Annotated in this window: 19 protein-coding genes and 1 pseudogene; 9 read left to right on the forward strand and 11 right to left on the reverse strand. The window is 39.7% G+C overall.

The window, feature by feature from the left end:
• Positions 1-172: 172 nt before the first annotated feature.
• The gene (locus tag ACFO3P_RS11040) at positions 173-325 is read right to left on the reverse strand and encodes an aspartyl-phosphate phosphatase Spo0E family protein (RefSeq protein WP_139089041.1); all 153 of its coding nucleotides are present in this window, start codon (positions 323-325) and stop codon (positions 173-175) included.
• A gap of 137 nt (positions 326-462) precedes the next feature.
• Between ACFO3P_RS11040 and sigW the strand changes: the two genes are divergently transcribed.
• From sigW to glmM, 5 genes are all read left to right on the forward strand, one after another.
• Complete coding sequence (sigW, locus tag ACFO3P_RS11045; protein ID WP_042531049.1) at positions 463-1,026, forward strand: RNA polymerase sigma factor SigW; 564 nt, start codon at positions 463-465, stop codon at positions 1,024-1,026.
• A 15-nt stretch (positions 1,027-1,041) separates the two neighbouring features.
• Positions 1,042-1,683: an anti-sigma-W factor RsiW gene (gene rsiW / locus ACFO3P_RS11050; RefSeq protein ID WP_042531051.1), complete on the forward strand. Its 642-nt coding sequence runs from the start codon at positions 1,042-1,044 to the stop codon at positions 1,681-1,683.
• Positions 1,684-2,166: 483 nt separating this feature from the next.
• Positions 2,167-2,988, forward strand: a complete 822-nt coding sequence (gene cdaA / locus ACFO3P_RS11055) for a diadenylate cyclase CdaA (protein ID WP_042531053.1) — start codon at positions 2,167-2,169, stop codon at positions 2,986-2,988.
• Positions 2,981-4,213 (forward strand): CdaR family protein, encoded by a 1,233-nt coding sequence (locus ACFO3P_RS11060; protein ID WP_042531055.1) that lies wholly within the window; start codon positions 2,981-2,983, stop codon positions 4,211-4,213. Before cdaA ends, ACFO3P_RS11060 begins: the two co-directional genes overlap by 8 nt.
• 34 nt (positions 4,214-4,247) lie before the next feature.
• Positions 4,248-5,591, forward strand: coding sequence for a phosphoglucosamine mutase (gene glmM / locus ACFO3P_RS11065; RefSeq protein WP_042531057.1), 1,344 nt, complete (start codon positions 4,248-4,250; stop codon positions 5,589-5,591).
• Between the two features lie 62 nt (positions 5,592-5,653).
• On the opposite strand, the pseudogene ACFO3P_RS11070 reads toward glmM, so the two are convergent.
• Together ACFO3P_RS11070 and ACFO3P_RS11075 are read right to left on the reverse strand one after the other, a co-directional pair.
• Positions 5,654-6,219, reverse strand: a pseudogene (locus ACFO3P_RS11070) (NADPH-dependent FMN reductase).
• Positions 6,220-6,222: 3 nt separating this feature from the next.
• Positions 6,223-7,290: an LLM class flavin-dependent oxidoreductase gene (locus tag ACFO3P_RS11075; RefSeq protein ID WP_193064933.1), complete on the reverse strand. Its 1,068-nt coding sequence runs from the start codon at positions 7,288-7,290 to the stop codon at positions 6,223-6,225.
• A gap of 307 nt (positions 7,291-7,597) precedes the next feature.
• Here ACFO3P_RS11075 and ACFO3P_RS11080 point away from each other — a divergent pair, with 307 nt between their 5' ends.
• Complete coding sequence (locus tag ACFO3P_RS11080) at positions 7,598-9,391, forward strand: S9 family peptidase (RefSeq protein ID WP_193064934.1); 1,794 nt, start codon at positions 7,598-7,600, stop codon at positions 9,389-9,391.
• A 58-nt stretch (positions 9,392-9,449) separates the two neighbouring features.
• On the opposite strand, the gene ACFO3P_RS11085 is transcribed toward ACFO3P_RS11080, so the two are convergent.
• Positions 9,450-10,043: an AAA family ATPase gene (locus ACFO3P_RS11085; RefSeq protein ID WP_193064935.1), complete on the reverse strand. Its 594-nt coding sequence runs from the start codon at positions 10,041-10,043 to the stop codon at positions 9,450-9,452.
• 583 nt (positions 10,044-10,626) lie between these two features.
• Between ACFO3P_RS11085 and glmS the strand changes: the two genes are divergently transcribed.
• Positions 10,627-12,429, forward strand: coding sequence for a glutamine--fructose-6-phosphate transaminase (isomerizing) (gene glmS / locus ACFO3P_RS11090; RefSeq protein ID WP_042531067.1), 1,803 nt, complete (start codon positions 10,627-10,629; stop codon positions 12,427-12,429).
• Between the two features lie 237 nt (positions 12,430-12,666).
• Here glmS and ACFO3P_RS11095 read toward each other — a convergent pair whose 3' ends face one another.
• The gene (locus tag ACFO3P_RS11095) at positions 12,667-13,497 is read right to left on the reverse strand and encodes a carbonic anhydrase (RefSeq protein ID WP_193064936.1); all 831 of its coding nucleotides are present in this window, start codon (positions 13,495-13,497) and stop codon (positions 12,667-12,669) included.
• A 629-nt stretch (positions 13,498-14,126) separates the two neighbouring features.
• Between ACFO3P_RS11095 and ACFO3P_RS11100 the strand changes: the two genes are divergently transcribed.
• Positions 14,127-14,504 (forward strand): MerR family transcriptional regulator, encoded by a 378-nt coding sequence (locus tag ACFO3P_RS11100; protein ID WP_226895137.1) that lies wholly within the window; start codon positions 14,127-14,129, stop codon positions 14,502-14,504.
• 24 nt (positions 14,505-14,528) lie between these two features.
• Here ACFO3P_RS11100 and ACFO3P_RS11105 read toward each other — a convergent pair whose 3' ends face one another.
• Complete coding sequence (locus tag ACFO3P_RS11105) at positions 14,529-14,858, reverse strand: hypothetical protein (RefSeq protein ID WP_193064937.1); 330 nt, start codon at positions 14,856-14,858, stop codon at positions 14,529-14,531.
• A gap of 19 nt (positions 14,859-14,877) precedes the next feature.
• A complete protein-coding gene (locus ACFO3P_RS11110) occupies positions 14,878-15,636 on the reverse strand; it encodes an SDR family oxidoreductase (protein WP_193064938.1) in 759 nt (252 codons plus the stop codon).
• A gap of 160 nt (positions 15,637-15,796) precedes the next feature.
• Between ACFO3P_RS11110 and ACFO3P_RS11115 the strand changes: the two genes are divergently transcribed.
• Positions 15,797-16,048 (forward strand): DUF4181 domain-containing protein, encoded by a 252-nt coding sequence (locus tag ACFO3P_RS11115; RefSeq protein ID WP_226895139.1) that lies wholly within the window; start codon positions 15,797-15,799, stop codon positions 16,046-16,048.
• 82 nt (positions 16,049-16,130) lie between these two features.
• Here ACFO3P_RS11115 and ACFO3P_RS11120 read toward each other — a convergent pair whose 3' ends face one another.
• The 4 genes from ACFO3P_RS11120 to ACFO3P_RS11135 form a co-directional block, all read right to left on the reverse strand.
• Positions 16,131-16,454 (reverse strand): Uma2 family endonuclease, encoded by a 324-nt coding sequence (locus ACFO3P_RS11120; RefSeq protein ID WP_193064940.1) that lies wholly within the window; start codon positions 16,452-16,454, stop codon positions 16,131-16,133.
• Between the two features lie 96 nt (positions 16,455-16,550).
• On the reverse strand, positions 16,551-17,594 hold the full coding sequence (locus ACFO3P_RS11125) for a YkvI family membrane protein (protein ID WP_193064941.1): 1,044 nt from the start codon (positions 17,592-17,594) through the stop codon (positions 16,551-16,553).
• 54 nt (positions 17,595-17,648) lie between these two features.
• Complete coding sequence (locus tag ACFO3P_RS11130; RefSeq protein ID WP_193064942.1) at positions 17,649-18,113, reverse strand: CBO0543 family protein; 465 nt, start codon at positions 18,111-18,113, stop codon at positions 17,649-17,651.
• Positions 18,034-19,200 carry a DUF2515 domain-containing protein gene (locus ACFO3P_RS11135; RefSeq protein ID WP_289585387.1) on the reverse strand — a complete coding sequence of 389 codons (1,167 nt, stop codon included), beginning with the start codon at positions 19,198-19,200 and terminating at the stop codon, positions 18,034-18,036. The genes ACFO3P_RS11130 and ACFO3P_RS11135 overlap by 80 nt, the downstream gene beginning before the upstream one ends.
• Positions 19,201-19,247 lie beyond the last annotated feature (47 nt).

Genomic DNA, 19,247 nt, shown 5'->3' on the forward strand with positions numbered 1-19,247 from the left:
GTTTCTTATAAAAAATAAAAAATGTTTAATGAAGTGAAGGACAAAATAAGATATTATTATTCATAGAGATATAGTTGGTGAGGGGAAGATTACATAGAGATGTTTGTGGATAGGAAATGTAACAAAAAAAGACATACACAGGACATGTCTTTGAAAATTGAGTAAGGATGATTTAAGAGGTTTTTTTTAAATAAGCAAAAATTAATGCATCCAATTTTTCGCTTGTGGACAGAACAGGTTCTGAGTCTAATCCATGCTCCTCAGACAATGCCAGCATTTCTTGCCTGCACTGTTCAATCTCCATGAATAACGATTTTTTATCCACAAATTTCACTCCTTTTTTAGTATACTTATCGTTAGATATACCCTGTCGGAAAAAAAATAAACATTCTTTTTTAAAATGTGAAACCTTACAAGCGGTTGTTTCGTATAGAGAGTACCGCATAGTGCGGAGGTAATTAGATGGACCAATTTATAAAGAAAAAGATTATAGAAGTTAAAAAAGGAGACCAATCTGCTTTTTCGGATGTCGTATCCTTTTATCAAGATAAAATATACCAGCACTGCTACCGTATGCTGGGTAATAAGCACGAAGCGGAAGATATTGCACAAGAAGCGTTTATACGTGCATATGTGAATATTGATTCATTTGATGAGAGCAGAAAATTCTCTACATGGTTATACCGCATAGCTACGAATTTAACCATTGACCGCATGCGCAAGCGTAAACCGGACTTTCATCTTGATGCAGAAGTAAAAGGGACAGAAGGTTTGGATATGTATTCTCAGCTTGCCAGTACGGAACGTCTGCCTGGAGAAGAAGTGGAAAGCAGAGAACTGCAGCGGTATATTCATCATGAGATTTCTCAGCTTCCTTCTAAATACCGGAGTATTATCATGCTCAGGTATCTGGAAGAATTTTCACTAAAGGAAATCAGTGAAATTCTTGATGTTCCTCTTGGTACGGTAAAAACGCGGATTCATCGTGGAAGAGAGGCCTTGAGAAAGAGGCTTCGACATGTGTAAAGGAGCGTGCTTGATGTGAGCTGCAATAAAGAGTATATAAAAAAAATGCATGACTATTTAGATGGGGATATTTCCGCAGAAGAAGAAAGCTTACTAAGAAGGCATCTGGAGGATTGTGAAGATTGTCAGAAGCATTTTCATGAGCTTCATCGAACCATTGCTTTAATAAAAAGTGCGGAACGGATGGAAGCCCCGGTTGGTTTTACAGAAAATGTTATGAATAAATTGCCGACAGAAAAGAAATCGGTAAAGTATAAGCGCTGGTTTAAACATCATCCAATCCTTGTTGCAGCAGCTATTTTCTTCTTGTTGATGATAGGCAGTCTTTCCTCCACTTTTAATCAAGGAACGGATCAGCTTGTTGTTTCTGCACAGGAAGAGCTTGTCGTTGATGGAGACACCGTGATTGTGCCCGAGGGTGTCACTGTTTCCGGAGATGTCTACGTGAAAAACGGTGATTTATTAGTGCTTGGAACGGTGGACGGCAATGTTACCTTGTTTAATGGAGAGCTTTTAGACGGCGAATCGGAGCTGGAAGGCGGCGGCCTGATGGCCTCTGCAGGAGGAGTCAACGGAGAACTGGAAACCGTAGACCAAACGTTTGAGTGGATATGGTATCATATAAAGAATTTCTTTAAAGGATTATTCGCATTTTAAGATAAAACAATGAAAAAAGGAGCGAGATGATGTCGCTCTCTTTTTTTGGGCGAAAGAAACTGTCATAATGGAGTAAAACATAGCTGCTCCATCAATTATGAAAAAACAGCTGGTTCAGGGTATTGAAGTGGTCAAATTTGGCAGGATTTCTACACACACATTTTAATGGTGTTCCATTTTCTAAAGAAAATAAAAAACTACAGACAGGTCTGTTTTTACAAATTTATGATATAATAATTATCGACTGTAATTCATAATAGTTCATGATAATATAAAACGAAACTTCATTCAGCGGGAATTTATTCTTTCCCTCCGCTGAAGGATTCAGAGAGCTGCATCACGTTATCTTCTGCTTAAATAAATCGAGTTTCATTCTCTATTTAAAGGCGGGAATTTTACGGCCGGTTCTCCGAGAGAAATAATTGCTTTTAAGATAATGTTTAAAACAAACAGGTAATTCTATTGGGTAAAGGATGTGTGCACATGCTTGATGGGGGATTTGACTTTTTAGATCTGCTGCGAATTGGCGTTGATATCGCTCTCGTCTGGTATGTATTATATAAATTAATCATGCTGATCAGAGGTACAAAGGCTATTCAGCTATTAAAAGGAATAGCAGTTGTAATGGTTGTGTGGGGAGTAAGTATGCTGTTAAACTTACAAACCATCCAATTTATCACAGGCCAAGTTATTAATTGGGGAGTTATTGTAATTGTTATTTTATTCCAGCCGGAATTACGAAGAGCACTGGAACAGCTGGGGCGAGGGAATATCTTCGCCAGATCGGGAAGCTCTGCTGAAGAAATTATTCAAAATGAAATTGAGGCTATTGTTACATCTTGTAATTATATGGGTAAAAGAAGAATTGGTGCGCTTATCTCCATTGAAAGAGAAACAGGAATTGGGGATTATGCGGAAACCGGGATTCCAATCAACGGAAAGCTTACTCACCAGCTTCTGACAAACATATTTACACCAAATACACCGCTTCATGATGGGGCAGTAATTATAAAAAATGAAGAGATCACAGCTGCGGCTTGTTACCTGCCTTTATCCGAGAGTCCATTTATCTCCAAGGAATTAGGAACAAGGCATCGTGCCGCAATGGGAATAAGTGAAGTAACAGATGCGTTAACGATTGTTGTTTCTGAGGAAACAGGTGCCGTCTCTTGTACAAAAAATGGAGAGCTGCATCGTGATATCGATGAAGAAAAATTAAGAGAAATGCTTTTAACGCATTTATCAATCGTCCCGAAAGCCTCTGACAAAAAATCATGGAAACGGAGGACTGGTAAGCGTGGATAATTGGTTTAAGAGTAAGTGGTTTGTCCGTATCCTTTCCTTAGCTTTTGCGGTAACACTCTATGCTTTTGTCAATGTGTCCGAAACACCAAATTCCGATTCAACATTTTCTGGTTCAACCACTTCCACAGAAACCTTGGAACAAATTCCAGTAGATATCCGTATTGACCGCGACAGCTATGTTGTCAGTGATGTTCCAGAAGAGGTCGATGTTACTTTACAAGGGAATCGAGGCAGTATGACACCGTATATACTTCAACGTAATTTTGATGTATACGTCGACTTAGAAGGCTTAGAAGAAGGAACGCATGTTGTTGAACTGCAGCATAATATAGCAGGAGATGTGGAAGTATTTATTGAGCCGAAAACAGCAGAAGTCACCATTGAAGAACGGGCATCTCAAGAGTTTACTGTAACTGCTGATCTGATTAATCAAGACCTGATGGCAGATGGTTACGAAGTGGTCGATTATAGTGTCGATCCGGAAACGATAACGATAACAAGCTCAGCGAGCGTCATTGAATCGATTGGCTCTGTAAGGGCTTATGTGAATATGGAAGGTGTCGATGAGTCAATTAACAATCGGGAGCTTCCGATTAGTGTATATGATATACAAGGAAATGAATTGAATGTCGGATTAGACCCTGAAAGTGTTCAGGTCTCCGTAGAAGTCGACAATCCAAGCAAGTCTGTACCACTGTCTGTAGAGACAACAGGTGAGCTGGAAGAAGACCTTGAGCTGGACTCTATTTCTCCAAATGAAGAGGAAGTGGAGATTTACTCTCAAAGTGACGTGCTGGAGGATATTTCAGAAGTGACTACCGAGCCGCTGGACTTATCCGAGATTGAAGAATCCGGCACAGTTGAAGTACCGCTTGATTTGCCTGAAAACGTGCAAGCACCGGAGACGGAAGAGGTAGAAGTTACGGTAGAAGTAGAAGGAACAAATGTAATCGAGAATGTAGCTTTAGAAGAAGAAGGCTTAGCAAATGGATTGGAAGCATCTTATGCAGACCCTGCATTAGAAGTAGAAGTGACAGGGGATGCCTCGGTGGTAAATGGTTTAACGGCAGATGATATCAACGCCGTACTGGATTTATCTGATTTAGAATCAGGAGAGCATGAAGTGCCTATTGACATTGAAGCTCCTGAGGATGTCACTGCCACAGGAAATGTGGAAGAGGTCACGGTGGAAATAATCGATCCGGCTGAAACAGCAGAAGAATAGTTGTATATTGTATGGTCAAAGGAGAGATATAATAATGGGTAAATTTTTTGGAACAGACGGTGTCAGGGGAGTAGCAAATGAAGGGCTGACTCCTGAAATGGCATTTAAGCTCGGTCGTTTTGGCGGATATACGTTAACAAAAGGCAGTGAAAAGCCACGCGTTTTAATCGGCAGAGATACACGTATTTCTGGACATATGCTGGAAGGCGCGTTGATTGCAGGACTTCTGTCAACAGGCGTAGAAGCAATGCGGCTGGGTGTTATTTCAACGCCGGGGGTCGCTTACTTAACAAAAGCAATGAGCGCGCAGGCAGGGGTGATGATTTCTGCATCCCATAATCCTGTAGAAGATAACGGGATTAAATTCTTCGGCTCAGATGGATTTAAGCTGACAGATGCTCAGGAAGCGGAAATTGAAGCTTTATTAGAACAAGAAGAGGATGATCTGCCTCGCCCGACAGGCGCTGGTATCGGATCAGTGAGTGATTATTTTGAAGGCAGACAGAAATACCTGTCCTTCTTAAAAGATACGATTGATAACGATTTTGACGGAATACGTATCGCTGTAGATTGTGCACATGGAGCAACATCCAGCCTGGCTACACATCTATTCGCAGATTTGGAGGCTGACATTCATTCCATGGGCTCTACACCGAACGGCCTGAATATTAATGATGGTGTCGGTTCTACACATCCGGAAGGACTACAGCAATATGTGCTGGATAAAGAAGCGGATGTCGGACTGGCTTTTGATGGAGACGGTGATCGCTTGATTGCTGTGGATGAAAAAGGAAACATCGTGGACGGCGATAAAATCATGTTCATCTGCGCAAAATACCTGAAAGAAATTGGGATGCTTCGTAAGGACACTGTCGTATCCACTGTCATGAGTAACTTAGGCTTTTATAAGGCATTAGAAGAAGCTGGTCTGAAAAGCGATAAGACGGCAGTCGGTGACCGATATGTTATGGAAGAAATGCGTAAAAACGACTATAACCTAGGCGGGGAACAATCCGGCCATATTATCTTTTTAGATTATATTACGACAGGAGACGGTCTGTTATCTGCATTGCAGCTTGTGAATGTAATGCGTGAATCAGGCAAGACCTTGTCAGAACTGGCAGACGAAATGACTATTTTCCCGCAGACATTGATTAATGTTCGGGTTACAGATAAGAATGAAGCATTGACCAGTCCAATCATCTTAGATGAAGTACAAGCTGTGGAAGAAGAACTGGGAGAGAATGGACGCGTTTTAGTCCGCCCATCTGGAACAGAACCGCTTGTGCGTGTCATGGTAGAGGCGAAGACAGAGGAAGATTGCCAGACCTATGCAGAACGAATCGTAAAAGTCATTGAAAATCATTTAGGTGCTTAATAATATCATGTACCTAAAGTAAAAAACGCATGGATGTACCCATCCATGCGTTTTTTTAACTTCTAGAATCCATAGGAATCCTCTTTCTTTTTCCGGATGATTTCGTTGGCTTCATACGTGTCCATGGTATCCTCAATCAAACGCTCTAATCGAATGAAGACATCGTCATCGACGATTTTCTTTTGTTGAAAGCTCTTTTCCTCAACATAAACAAAGGTTTGTACTATTTGTGCTTTCATATAGGATAAAGTTGGTTTTAATTGATGATCAGCAACTAAATAATGCTTGGAAGAGCCTGCGGTTACGAAAAAGCTTACGGTCTTATTCTGAAATGCCCGACAGGAAGCAAATCAAAAATATTCTTTAAGCTTGCCGGAATCGATGCCTGGAAGACAGGCGTGCCGATAATCATCACATCTGCCTCCATCACCTGCCTGGTGACCCAGGCGGTGTCTCCGGAATAATCGAGATAGTTCCGGCCGTCACTAAATTGCAAATCATAATCTTTTAAATCAATCAGCTGAAAATCTGCTTCTGGATATTTTTCAGCAATTTCTTTTGCTACAGCATCCATGACTGTCCGTGTTTTTGAACCGACAATGGAGCCGGATAAACCAATGATCTTCATGTGCTAATCCTCCTGATTCATGCCAGTGTGCTTACGAATGGCAGGCAAAATTTTCGTGCCAATCATTTCAATATTCTTAGCCAATTGTTCAAATGGAACGCCACCAAAGTCCATTTGCGCTAAGTAGCGCTGATGTCCAAACAGCTCATGCTGATAGAGAATTTTTTCAATAACCTCCTGCGGACTGCCGACATTGATGACACTGCGCTTATCCTTTGCTTGTGCAAATGCCTGCTTTGGAAATCCTTGTCCATTCGTCAGCTTCATTCCTTCATTGATATAAGGGTACATTTGCTGCAGTGCCTCCTGGCTTGTTTCTGCCACATGGAAAAAACCGGTGACGCCGACAGGAAGATCGTCAGTATGATGTCCGCTTCTTTCAGCTGTTTCCCGATACGCATCAATAACATTTTTAAAAGCGCTGGCCGGTCCGCCAAGTGTTGCCAGCATCATCGGTACCCCGGTATAGCCTGCCTTCATTGCACTGGCCGGGGTTCCGCCAACTGCACGCCAGATGGGCAGTGTATTATCTTTCGGGCGGGGCAGCACATGGGCATCTTTTAAGGGTGCACGATAGTCCCCTTCCCAGCTGAGCCTTTCCTTCTCATTAATTTGCAGCAGCAAATCAAATTTTTCTTCATATAACGCTTCATAATCCTGTACGTCATATCCTAATAATTCAAATAGCCCGATTCGGGAAGCTCTTCCGGCAATAATTTCGGCACGTCCATTCGAAATTAAATCAATCGTAGCAAAATCTTCATAAACCCGAACGGGGTCAGAAGTGCTGATAATCGTTGACGAGCTGCCCAGCTTGATGGTTTCTGTCGCCTGCGCAATCGCCGCCAATACCACGCTGTGTGCCTGCGTAGTGAAATAATCCTGATGACTTTCTCCGACACTGAAAAAATCTAACCCTGCTTGTTCTGCCAGCTTTGCTAATTCGATAATTTCCTGAAGACGCTGCTGTGCCGAAATCCGTTTTCCGGTGAAAGGGTTGGCCAGATGGTCTCCCAGTGTATAGAGCCCAAATTCTAATCCTTTCTTTTGGTCAATGCGATATTGTTCCATACCTATGCTCCTCCATTGTTTTAGATTTTAAGGTTAAACCTATCTATTAAAAAATGTATTTGAAGTAAATTGCTTTGGGGAGGAAGTGAGCTACAGGCAGATAGGAAAATGGCGTGTTATTTTCTGCATGTATCGTCTCAAATTCTCCTCTCTATATCACTTTACTATTCAAATGATAAAATGACAATCAAAGTAGCTTGAATTAAAGATAGTTTTGCTGTTCCGCACGGAAAGGCCAGAGTGTATGGTGTATTTTATAAATAGTGGTATAATATAGAAAATACAGATAAAAGGGAGTGCGGGCAGAATGATAAAATTTCCAAAACCGAAAGTAGAACAGTTCTTTTATACGTATAGTATCGATCATTTCCAAGTGAGCAAAGATGAACAAAAGCTGGTATTTTCAACGAACTTGAGCGGTAAACGTAATTTATGGGCATTAGACTTGAGTAAAGAGCATGCGTATCCATTTCAGTTTTCTCAAAAGGATGAATCCTCCTCATTTATTCAGTTTGATCCAAATGGGAAGTATGTTTTAACAAGCTTTGATGCAGATGGGGATGAAAATTATCACATTTACGCCCTGCCTCCAGAGGGCGGATTACCGCAGCCGCTGATTACGGGAGCAGAGGACGAAAAATACTTGTTTGCACACCTGAGCAAGGACGGAAAACGAATTTATTATAATACCTCTAAAAATAATCCGAGCTTTTTAAACACACATGTGCGCCATCTGGATACAGATAAAGATGAGCTGATAGCAGAGGGAGAAGGAGCGCCGACTACACTGGCAGGTGTATCGGAAGATGAAGAGACACTAATATACGAAAGCGTGTTTGCGAACACGTATAATAATATATTCATCGAAAAAGAGGAAGAGAAAATCTATCTTACTCCTGATCCGAAAAAAGTGCATGTATCCTATGATCCAGTTTTTACGGATAATCACAGCATTTATTTCCCGACGGATTATGAAGGCGAATATATGTATTTAGCCAAGTATGACATGAAGCAAGAGACGTTTTCAAAAGTTCTTGAGCTGGAGGAAGAATCGATTGAAACCGTAAAATATGATAAATCATCCGATTCATTGTATGTAGTGACAGAAAAGGGTGTTGTCGATAAGCTTTATCAGTATAAAATAAAATCAGGAGAGCTGAAAGAAATCACAAAGCCTTTTGATTTGATTGATCAGGTGACTGTAACAGAATCAGGGGCAGTATATCTCCTTGGAGGATCCGCAGTAAAGCCGGATAACATTTATCGTCTGACAAATGGTGAGAAATGGGAGCAGCTCACAGATAATCGTGTTCTGGGTGTATCGGAAGAGGAGCTCGTGGATCCTGAAATTGTGACCTATGCTTCATTTGACGGGATGGAAATCGAATCACTTCTGTTCAGGGCAAAACCGGAAAATGCCAATGGGTATACCGTTTTTTGGCCGCATGGCGGACCGCAGGCAGCAGAACGGAAATTTTTCCGTGCGATGTTCCAAAGCATCCTCAATCGCGGCTATCATATTTTCGCACCAAACTTTCGCGGGAGTACAGGCTATGGTTCCTCTTTTGTGAAACTCGTCGAGCAGGATTGGGGGCATGGACCGCGCCTCGATAATGTGGAAGGCATCAAATGGCTGTTTGATCAAAAGATTACGGACCCGGATCATCTATTCTTAGTAGGAGGAAGCTACGGCGGTTATATGGCGCTGCTCCTGCATGGACGTCATCCAGAATATTTTAAAGCAGTGATTGATATCTTTGGCCCGTCCGACTTATTTACCTTTGTCAATTCTGTACCGGCGGATTGGAAGCCGATTATGGAAAGATGGCTAGGTGATTCAGAGCGTGATAAGGAGCGCTTTGTAAATGATTCTCCAGTGACTTATTTGGAAACCATGACAAAGCCGATGCTGGTTATCCAAGGTGCAAAAGATCCGCGTGTGGTGAAGGAAGAATCAGATCAAATTGTCCAAAAGCTGCAGGATAAAGGCCGCGATGTGGAGTACCTGGTGCTGGAGGATGAGGGGCACGGATTCTCTAAAAAAGAGAATGAGATTAAAGTGTATAAGCGGATGTTAGATTTTATGGAAAAGCATAAGTAGAAAAAACATCAGTGAAGCTGCGAATGGGATAGCTTTGCTGATGTTTTTTGTTTATAAATTATCGAATATGTTTTATCTGTGTTGTTATCCGGTCCAATCGCTTTTTTAGATTGGAGCGGTTATCTTCTTGTAATACTAAATTGGCTTTTGCTGCAAGGATTTCTACAACGCCGTCAATGGATAAATGGTCTGTCTGTATTTTTTCTCCAAATGCGTCATCAGCTAAACGTGTTATACATCGGTCCATTTGTCTGAAGCTCCATGAATTCTTTCTTTCCAGCCGTTTCTTTAACCGGCGTTCAATGACTTCTTTTGATGCGGATAAAACGAACGGATATAATTGGATTTCTTCTGATTCCAAACTTCCGGTAATTTCTTTAAAATAAAGCTTATCTGTGATTGTCATTGGAATAATAATTGGCTCTTTATCGTTTTCAGCGATATACTTTATGGTCTTGCAATTAAATTCTCTCCACATTTCATAATCTTGAAAGTCATTCTTTCTCAACGTGTCAGGCAAATTCTGATTTAGGAAGAAACCAATATTTTCTGGGTCGTACACGAAGGAGTTTTCCAGTCTTCTGTGAAGCTCATATGCTGTTTGTGTTTTTCCTGCTCCAAAAGCACCGTTGATCCAAATAATTTTTGTCATGGGGAAGCTCCTTTTGTCAGGTGAGGTTTTAAAATTTTCTTTAAAGTCTTTTCATTTATTTTTCATTATATCACTCTGCTTCACCCCTCTTCAAACCTTCTCCCATCCACTTCTGTAAGGCGGATACCTCCCGACACTTATGGATATTCTGCAACATTTTAGAAGGATTTCATAAACTATCTTATCGGAAAGCAAGAAAAAGGTTGACCTTGAATACGACTTTCCGATAGAATATAGAAAGTTCTTGTTTTCCAAATGAAAGAAGTCCGTTTAACAAGAGCAAATAAAAGGAGAGAGGAGCAGAGAAACACGAAAGGAAACTATAATAACAAGCGCCAGGACTATTCTACGGACGGTCAGGAAGAATAGTTGACGAGGTCGGGGGTTATCGAATTATTCGGCGGGTGCCTCCCAGCTGTCCATCGCAGCTGCTGCTTTATCTTTAAACCATCAGGGTGACTTGATGAACAAAGAGATAAAGAATGATGTCTATAAAAACTAACACGAGAAAGGGGCAGAACAAGGCCCCTTCGCTTCGAATCGGTCTTTTGTCTCTGCCCCTTCAAACAAGGAGGACATCGACATGTGCGGAATCGTCGGTTACATTGGACAAAATGATACGAAAGAAATTTTATTAACAGGCTTGGAAAAATTAGAATATCGCGGATATGACTCTGCAGGTATTGCGACTTTAGGGGAAGATGGCGTACACGTAACAAAGGTAAAAGGACGTATCGCAGCGTTACGCAAAGAAGTAGATAACAGCAAGGATGCGACTATTGGTATCGGTCATACGCGTTGGGCGACGCATGGTGTGCCAAGTGTGCAAAACGCACATCCACATCAGAGCTCAACAGAACGTTTTACCATTGTGCATAATGGGGTTATTGAAAACTATGTAGACCTGAAGAAGGAATATCTGGAAGATGTTGACTTTGTAAGTGAAACAGACACAGAGGTTATCGTACAGCTTATTGAAAAACTTTATGAAAAACATAAAAATACCAAAAAAGCATTTGGTGAAGCAATGAGCCTGCTGAAAGGTTCTTATGCTATTGGTCTGATTGATGCAGAAGATCAGGAAACTTTATATGTATCCAAAAATAAAAGTCCGCTATTGGTTGGTTTAGGCGAAGGTTTTAACCTGATTGCCAGCGATGCTATGGCGACGTTGAAAGAAACAAACGAGTACTTGGAAATCTATGATAAAGAAATTGTTCTTGTCAATCGAAGCTTTGTAGAAGTGCAGACATTAGATGGAGAAGTTATCAACCGCGAGCCGTTTACAGCGGAAATCGATGCAAGTGATACAGAAAAAGGAACGTATCCTCATTTCATGCTGAAAGAGATCGATGAACAGCCAATTGTGATGCGCAATATTATTCGTGAATATCAGAATGAAAAAGGCGAATTAAAGCTAGAAAAAAATATTCGTAAAGCCATGCAAAAAGCAGATCGCATATATATTATTGCAGCAGGAACGAGCTATCATGCCGGATTAGTTGGAAAAGAGTTTCTAGAAAAGCTTTCTAATATCCCTGTAGAAGTACATGTTGCAAGTGAATTTTCCTATAACATGCCACTGCTATCTGAAAAACCTTTATTTATCTTTATTTCCCAAAGTGGGGAAACTGCAGATAGCCGTGCTGTATTAGTTAAAGTAAAAGAATTAGGACATCCAGCACTGACATTAACAAATGTGCCTGGATCAACCCTTTCTCGTGAAGCAGATTATACCTTGCCTTTACATGCTGGACCAGAAATCGCTGTTGCTTCCACAAAAGCATATACAGCACAAATTGCTGTTTTAGCGGTTCTTGCAGTAGATACAGCAAGGGTAAAAGGTATTAAATTAGATTTTGATCCATTACAAGAGTTGGCTATCGTAGCGAATGCAATGGAAATCATTACGAACCAAAAAGAAGAGCTGGAGCAGTTAGCAAGAGATTATTTTGCGACAACACGCAATGCTTTCTTTATTGGCCGCAGTACAGATTATCATGTTGCGCAAGAAGCAGCATTGAAGCTGAAAGAAATCTCCTATATCCAAGCAGAAGGCTTTGCTGGAGGAGAGTTGAAGCATGGTACCATCGCATTGATTGAGGATGGTACGCCAGTTATTGCTTTAACTACACAAGAAAATGTAAACTATTCTATTCGTGGAAACGTGCAGGAAGTGGTTGCACGCGGGGCAAATGCACTTATTATCAGCTCAAAAGGCTTAGAGCAGGATGAGGATGCTTTTGTACTGCCGGCAGTGCATGAGCTATTGACTCCATTGGTAAGTGTGATTCCAATGCAGCTTCTGGCTTATTATGCAGCATTGCATCGTGACTGTGACGTGGATAAACCACGGAATTTGGCGAAGAGTGTTACGGTGGAGTAATTAAGAGTCTTAATGACAAAAAGTGTCCCTATATAAAAATAAAGCGGCTTAAATAATAAAAACGTTCCTTATAAAAAAGTAACGTTCTCAAACCCGAAGGTCTTCTCGGTATATTCCCACCAAACCTTCGGGTTTTTATATTCAAATTAGGTAGGAAATCCAAAATTAATCCCTGCTTTAAACCATCCTTAAAAATAGGACCACGGCTTGTGTATGGACTATAAACTAGATAAAGAATTAATGCGTGTGAATATCTCTATCATTTAATGATTGCGGTTTACGATGATTATGCGGTGAGAAAAGCTCACCAAATGCATCAATCTGTTCTTGAGAATATTGAATTGGTTCTTCTAGTAAAAGCCAGCTAACATCTTCTGTACACGGTGGTGTTGTTAACGAACCGTTAAATCTAAAAGTAGTAAGGTCTTCCGGTAATAAATCACGTAAGTTAATCAAATTATCTAGTTCTAAATCCTTGTTAGTTTCTGTTTCAGGCAATTTTGACCAGGCTTCTGCTAGAATTTCGTTTTCTTCTCCAGCTTCAATCATGAACCCAAGTACAGCAAGATCTCCATTTTCATTACTATGTACAATATGTCCTTCCATATCAAAGAATCGTCCATCAATGGTATTTTCGCTTGGAATGTGGAAGTGTAATTGTTGTACGCTATATTCTTCACCTTCAACAATAATAGAGTTACTTCCAGTTGGGTCATTCAGTTGAATTGTATGGCCATTATTCTCTAATGTAAATGCAGTAGGCTGATAGTTAATTTCGATATCGTTTAATGTTTCATCTAGTTTAACTTTTGCTAAATCAATATCAATTGGTGATTGCTCCTGTCCTTCAGCACAAGTGAGATATTCTGGATGCAGTGTATCCCAATAATCAGGACCAGTGTCACCTGTATAGGACCATTCTATCTCTTCTACAGAGTGAGTTTCTTCTTCGGCTTCATCAACACTTTTTTCTGCAGAACCCTCTTCAGTTGCAGTGTTTCCGGAGCATGCAGTTAATAGTGTAATTGATAAAAATACTGCCATCCACATCAATTTAAATTTTTTCATAACTTCGCCACCTTTTTATTTCATGTTAATAACTAAATGGTAACGAATTCAATTAAGCTAATCAATGAATAATAGTAACTATTCACTGTTAAGACGTGTATTTTATTTTAGAATTATTCCTGACCTGGTTACTATAGAAGGACTGTTCCTTACTAATGTGAGGTCGCTCTCACAAAGAACTATGAGTTTGAACCAGATTATAAATTTTATGATGCCAAATCGAGAGAACGTATAAGAATAGTTTATAAAATTATTTTGGCATGGTTGAAAGCCGCCATTGCATCTGCTGATTCTAATCCTGGCAATCCAACTGTATCAGTACAGAATTCATTCGAATGTTATATTGTACATAATCCAGTGGTCATATTGCTTAACGTCGCTGCCGAGTAGGGTGACTCCAGCATAAGTTTCATTGCAAAATGAAGATTATTTCAGTACATGTAAAGGGGAAGATGTATGTTCGCTGCTCTTCTGGTTGCATTCAAGATCACTTGAATGTTTATAATAATAGTATATTTAAAGAAATGAATGAAAAATTATATTTTTTAGTGGGAGATTTAACAAGTTTTATTTTATCGTTTTGCTGAAATGACACACAAAGGAAAATGAGAAACAGGTGGTGTGGAAATATGCTGACAATTAAAGAGGCTTCCGAGAAAACAGAAGTCCCGGCATCAACCATTCGTTATTATGATAATGAAGGACTTTTGCCATTTCTTGAGCGCAGTGAAAATGGTTACAGGATGTTTAAAGAAGAAGATTTATTTTGGCTGGAGTTAATAGGGTGTATGCGTGCAACGGGAATGTCTATTGAAATATTAAGGCATGTGGCACACTTATACATGAAAGGGGATAGCACTTTAGAAGAAAGAACACAAATTTTTCGTGACCATCAGGAAAAATTGCAGAAACAGAAAATGGAGATTGATATAGCATTGGACAAGCTGACCAAGAAAATGAAGATACTAGAAGAAGAGAAGTCACCCAAAAAAACCTCTCAGATTTAGATTCCTGAGAGGTTTTCGTATGGTTTATTTGGCATTTTGCAGTAGCTTTTTACGAACAATATTTTCGTCCGAATCAACAACGGATGTAAAACCAAATGAAGATGCTAGTTCTTTTTGGAGCTGTTCCGACCCGCGTCCAAGCATTTCTTTCGCATCCACTACGACACCAATTGCAAAGATATCATGGTGGTAAAGACCTTGTTCATGTGACAGTTCAATCATTTTTTTCGTTAAATCGTTAATGAAAGATTCTTTAGAGATGGAAACTTTTCTACTTGCGTTTACATCCCCATTAGAAGCCAGAATAGATATCGTCGTTTCTATTGGAGCATATTCGGCTAAAAAACAATGCATAGAAATCTCCTCCTTTTGATTAGCGGGTTGTATACCCTCCATTTGCGAATATAGTTTGTCCATTAATCCACCATCCGTCTGTAGTCAAAAATTTAACTACTGGAGCGATATCTTCAATTTGAGTTAATTGATTATGAAGCGCTTGCGACTTATGAAATGCTACTCTTTCCTCCGTTTCTTGCGGATAAAAGAAAGGCGTATCCATTGGACCAGGAGCAATATTATTGACGGAAATTCCCCGGCTCATTAATTCTGCCGAAGCAGCTCGTGTATAGTGTTCAACAGGTGCCTTTTCGCCCGCATAAGTAGAGTATCCCTCCGTATAAGCAGCTAATAATGCTGTAACAATCGTAACGATTTTCCCATTGTCGTTCATATGCTTCGCAGCTTCTTTGATAAAAAAGTAGGCTGTTTTTGCATTAATCTGCTGCATACTATCATATTCTTCTTCAGACGTTTCTACAATCGGTTTGCGAAGAACCTTGCCGGTTGTATTAACAGCAATATCAATGTTGCCATACTGACTTACGGCAAAATCAAACAGTTCTTCTATTTTAGTTGCACTTGTTAAATCACCTTGAAATAATGCAGCTTCTCCGCCATTATCTTTAATTGATTCAACGGTTTGCTTTGCTTCTTCCTTAGAGGAAGAACTGTGATAATGCACGACTACTTTTGCTCCGTCATTTGCATAATCCTTGCTTATCAAAGCGCCAAGGTTTTTTCCGCCGCCTGCAATAACCACTATTTTATCTTTCAATGTATTAAATTTTGCCATGCTCATTACCTCCTTAATATAATTCAGTTAGAGTATAAACCTTGAAGTGCGCTTGAAGGCAATAAAAAATTTGAAAATATTATATAAATTGAATGAACTTGAATGAAATATTAACTTTAGTAAAAATTAAGTGGTTTCTGCTATATGTTTTAGAAGGCTAATGTATCTCTTTAGTTCATTTGTAATTGCCATTCTTATTTTAAATCACTTTGTCAACCGATATCTCATGAAAAAATGGGAGATACAAATAGCTGATTTAGGTAGGAAATATGTGAACAGACTACATAAATATGGGGAGAGAATACTCTACCTGGTAAATTTAATCGTGATGGTCATTGCAATAAATGATTTTCCGCACCTCAGAATATGGATTTTTATTGGTATGGCTACGGTTGCGTACAGTTTCATATAAATGGGGAAATGTTAATCGTATATAAGCACAATTAAAAAAACAACAGCGAGATATTTGCTGTTATTTCGGCATCTTTTATTATTTAATCAAAAAACAGATTTTCATTTTCAGTGAAGTTTTCGGGATGGCATGTCACAAATAAGTCAGGGACAACCCTTTTATTTTTATTATGATTATTCTCGTTTGGTTCAAACAAGACAGCTGTTGGTGCAGAAAATGCGTCACAACCGCTGTTTTTTAATGCATTATGAAGTTCTACGTAGAGAAAAGACGATATCCTCTGATGTTTTATACTTAGAGGCGGAGAAGTGTAAATAATTCCATCGATATATACTAATACTTCATCGGTTTGTTGTTTCACTTCCAATTCTTTATGGGTGTTGAAATTTTTATCTGTTAAACGCAATTCAATCACTAGCCTTATTTGAATTATAAGCGAATTCTTATTAAAAATAAAATGAAGCACCTATTTACTTTATTATCTCCCAATAAAAGAGTCTATTTATTTCTCAGGCATTCTTTTAATCAATAACCACAACAGAAAGAACAACCCCAGATAACCAAACAACGGGTACAATACCGACAGTAATTTTCCATATCCCACCTGGCTGATTAAAAAGACAACAAACAGAATTACCAGGACAGCATGTTGATAACGAAGACGAAATGCCGACTGCAGCTGTCGTGTGATTCCAAACACATTCCCGACCACTGTATTGAAAATCTCGCCGTAAATAACGATTAAGAACAGAATATGAATAAGGGCTCCAAAATGTTGGACAATCTCGGCCATCGGTATTTCATAAGGAAATGTTTGCGGAAAGACGGACAATGAAAAATGGATTAATAATAGGATGAAAAATAAAGCCATTCCACCCAAAAATCCGCCCCAGCGTAAAACGTGTTCATCCTGAATTTCCTTTCCCAATGGTACAAGAACAACCTGTGCTGTCATCAGATTAAATGCTGCATAGGCAAAAGGAGAGCCTGCCCAAGAAAGGTTGTCCGATAACTGAACAGGTAGGAGTTTTTCTGCCAGCAGATGCGGATGCTCTCCCGCGATAGAGCCTGCTACAAACAGGACGAAAAGAAGCATTAATGGCACAATATAGGAGTTGATGGCAAATAATCCATTTAATCCTTTCATGACAACGATATAAGAGAGAATGAGTGTAAGGATCACTCCCATTTGAAACGGAAGGCCAAGCTGTTCATGAAATACAGCGCCTGCCCCGGAAAGCATGACGGAAGTAACGCCGATAACGACGAAAAAGATAAACAGATTAATCACTTTGGCAATCTTTCTTCCAAAGAGGTATTCATTTAAATCCTGATAAGAATAGGCTCCAATTCGGACAGATATAATCATTATTTTGGTTCCTATCCAAATAAACAAGATTCCGCTGATTGCAATGCCGACGGTCCCTAAAGCTCCATAGACACTAAAAAACGTAACAATTTCTTTCCCTGAAGAAAAGCCTGCTCCAATAACCGTTCCAACATATGTAGCTGCTAACAGCAATATAGAAATTTTTCGATTCCGCATCACGCCACCTCCTCATCATTTCTATGATTAGGAGGACGAGTAAATACCAGCTTTTCAAATTTTCACCTGAAAAAACCGAAAAATTATCCAAACAATCATGAGGAAAAGCATATACCCGAAAAAGGAATAGGCATGATTCCAATCTGGATGAGGCATAAATCCTCCCAGCTTTTCAGCGGTTTTTTCGATAAAAATGACCGCTGTACTAATCGTAAGAATCATTATGCACCGCGGAAGGGTCCTCATCCGATTGGCCAGGTACAAGAATAAAATGACGGAAACAGGAAGAATCAGCAGTGTAAAGGCAATATTGACTGTAAATATTTCTGGGAAAAGCCGCATAGGAAAGTGATACATGCCGATGCCGACAAAAAATAAATCTAAATAGGTCCCGACGATGGAAGAAAAGAGAGCTGCGATGACATACGCCTGCTGTTCTTTACTCCTGTCTGAGGAAGATCGCCTTTTTTGCAATGATGATAAGCTCGATTTTTTCCATTGCCTTGCAGTATTTTTCATGAATTTCCCCACCTGTATTTTTTTCTTCTTCTACGAAATAATCAATCACACTTACATCGTTAAACCAGTCTCCTCTTTCAGCCGGGGAGTGGTTAACGTTTTTCCAAGCATATTTCAATGGAGGGCTATAGATTCGGGGAGCTCCTTTTCTGCGTTCACAATGCCTTGTTCTTCGCCGATAGACCGTACCCGGTGCAGATTCATTCACAGAATGAAACAAATCTTTCCAATAATCGGCTCGGGAGCCTGTATGCGGATGCTTCCCTACCCATAGCAGAATATCTTTTAAGACAGATTTCTGTTGAAAAAGGATGGCATATAAACGTTTCCCCAGCATAATCCGCTCATGGAGAGAGCCGAAATGGTGCAGGGTATCACCGATTAATACGGGCTTCTTTTCTATTTTTCCAAGGTGATAATGCGGGAAAATAACATGGTTAAAGCGTAAAAAATCATACAGCTTAAAACCCAATGTATCTAAAACCGTTTCTTTAAAATGAGGATGATGCACCACTCTTTTTTCTAAATAGCTTTGTTCATTAATAATGGTTGCGATGGCTAACAGATAACGGTCACCATGCTCCCAAAAATGATTCCATACCACTTCCATAAATCTAGAGACATTCAAGAAAGGAAGAAGGTGAAAAAGATTTTGATGCATTCTTACACTTTGCTGATACAGCAATAATTGCGGATAAACATCCTGGAATATTAACCAATTGCCCCGTTCTAAAAATAAATAAAAGTTTTTTTGTTCTTTTTCGGATAACAAACGCGATAGGAGGTCGCCTTTCAAATCAGTCATGTTCCAACCGCCGTTGCGTGATACCATATGCCCTAATAAAGCCCAATGGATTTCTGGGTGCTGCATATAAAAATCGAAGTAGGCTTGTGTCCGGGTGACATTATTTTTATTCCATTTAATTGTCAGTTGATGAATGCGTTGAATGAATACCTGCTCTCTTTTAGGAAGCATGGATACGGATAGGCCGTTTGCTTTTGGATTCCTTATATTCTTCAGTTCTTTTTTTATCTCAAGAGCAGACTTTTCATACACTTTCCTTTTTTTGAAACAGCCAATTGTCATCCAGTCTCCTCCTTCTCTAAGGAATATGCTTACACGGTGTGTCATAT

Source organism: Oceanobacillus aidingensis (genome assembly GCF_042654105.1).
Taxonomy (GTDB): domain Bacteria; phylum Bacillota; class Bacilli; order Bacillales; family Amphibacillaceae; genus Oceanobacillus; species Oceanobacillus oncorhynchi.

Excerpts from the sequence above, each read along its gene's own strand:
- sigW (WP_042531049.1), top strand. The coding sequence starts at position 463 with ATGGACCAATTTATAAAGAAAAAGATTATAGAAGTTAAAAAAGGAGAC.
- cdaA (WP_042531053.1), top strand. The coding sequence starts at position 2,167 with ATGCTTGATGGGGGATTTGACTTTTTAGATCTGCTGCGAATTGGCGTT.
- glmM (WP_042531057.1), top strand. The coding sequence starts at position 4,248 with ATGGGTAAATTTTTTGGAACAGACGGTGTCAGGGGAGTAGCAAATGAA.
- ACFO3P_RS11075 (WP_193064933.1), bottom strand. The coding sequence starts at position 7,290 with ATGGAACAATATCGCATTGACCAAAAGAAAGGATTAGAATTTGGGCTC.
- ACFO3P_RS11080 (WP_193064934.1), top strand. The coding sequence starts at position 7,598 with ATGATAAAATTTCCAAAACCGAAAGTAGAACAGTTCTTTTATACGTAT.
- ACFO3P_RS11085 (WP_193064935.1), bottom strand. The coding sequence starts at position 10,043 with ATGACAAAAATTATTTGGATCAACGGTGCTTTTGGAGCAGGAAAAACA.
- glmS (WP_042531067.1), top strand. The coding sequence starts at position 10,627 with ATGTGCGGAATCGTCGGTTACATTGGACAAAATGATACGAAAGAAATT.
- ACFO3P_RS11095 (WP_193064936.1), bottom strand. The coding sequence starts at position 13,497 with ATGAAAAAATTTAAATTGATGTGGATGGCAGTATTTTTATCAATTACA.
- ACFO3P_RS11100 (WP_226895137.1), top strand. The coding sequence starts at position 14,127 with ATGCTGACAATTAAAGAGGCTTCCGAGAAAACAGAAGTCCCGGCATCA.
- ACFO3P_RS11105 (WP_193064937.1), bottom strand. The coding sequence starts at position 14,858 with ATGCATTGTTTTTTAGCCGAATATGCTCCAATAGAAACGACGATATCT.
- ACFO3P_RS11110 (WP_193064938.1), bottom strand. The coding sequence starts at position 15,636 with ATGGCAAAATTTAATACATTGAAAGATAAAATAGTGGTTATTGCAGGC.
- ACFO3P_RS11115 (WP_226895139.1), top strand. The coding sequence starts at position 15,797 with ATGTATCTCTTTAGTTCATTTGTAATTGCCATTCTTATTTTAAATCAC.
- ACFO3P_RS11125 (WP_193064941.1), bottom strand. The coding sequence starts at position 17,594 with ATGCGGAATCGAAAAATTTCTATATTGCTGTTAGCAGCTACATATGTT.
- ACFO3P_RS11130 (WP_193064942.1), bottom strand. The coding sequence starts at position 18,113 with ATGAAAAATACTGCAAGGCAATGGAAAAAATCGAGCTTATCATCATTG.
- ACFO3P_RS11135 (WP_289585387.1), bottom strand. The coding sequence starts at position 19,200 with ATGACAATTGGCTGTTTCAAAAAAAGGAAAGTGTATGAAAAGTCTGCT.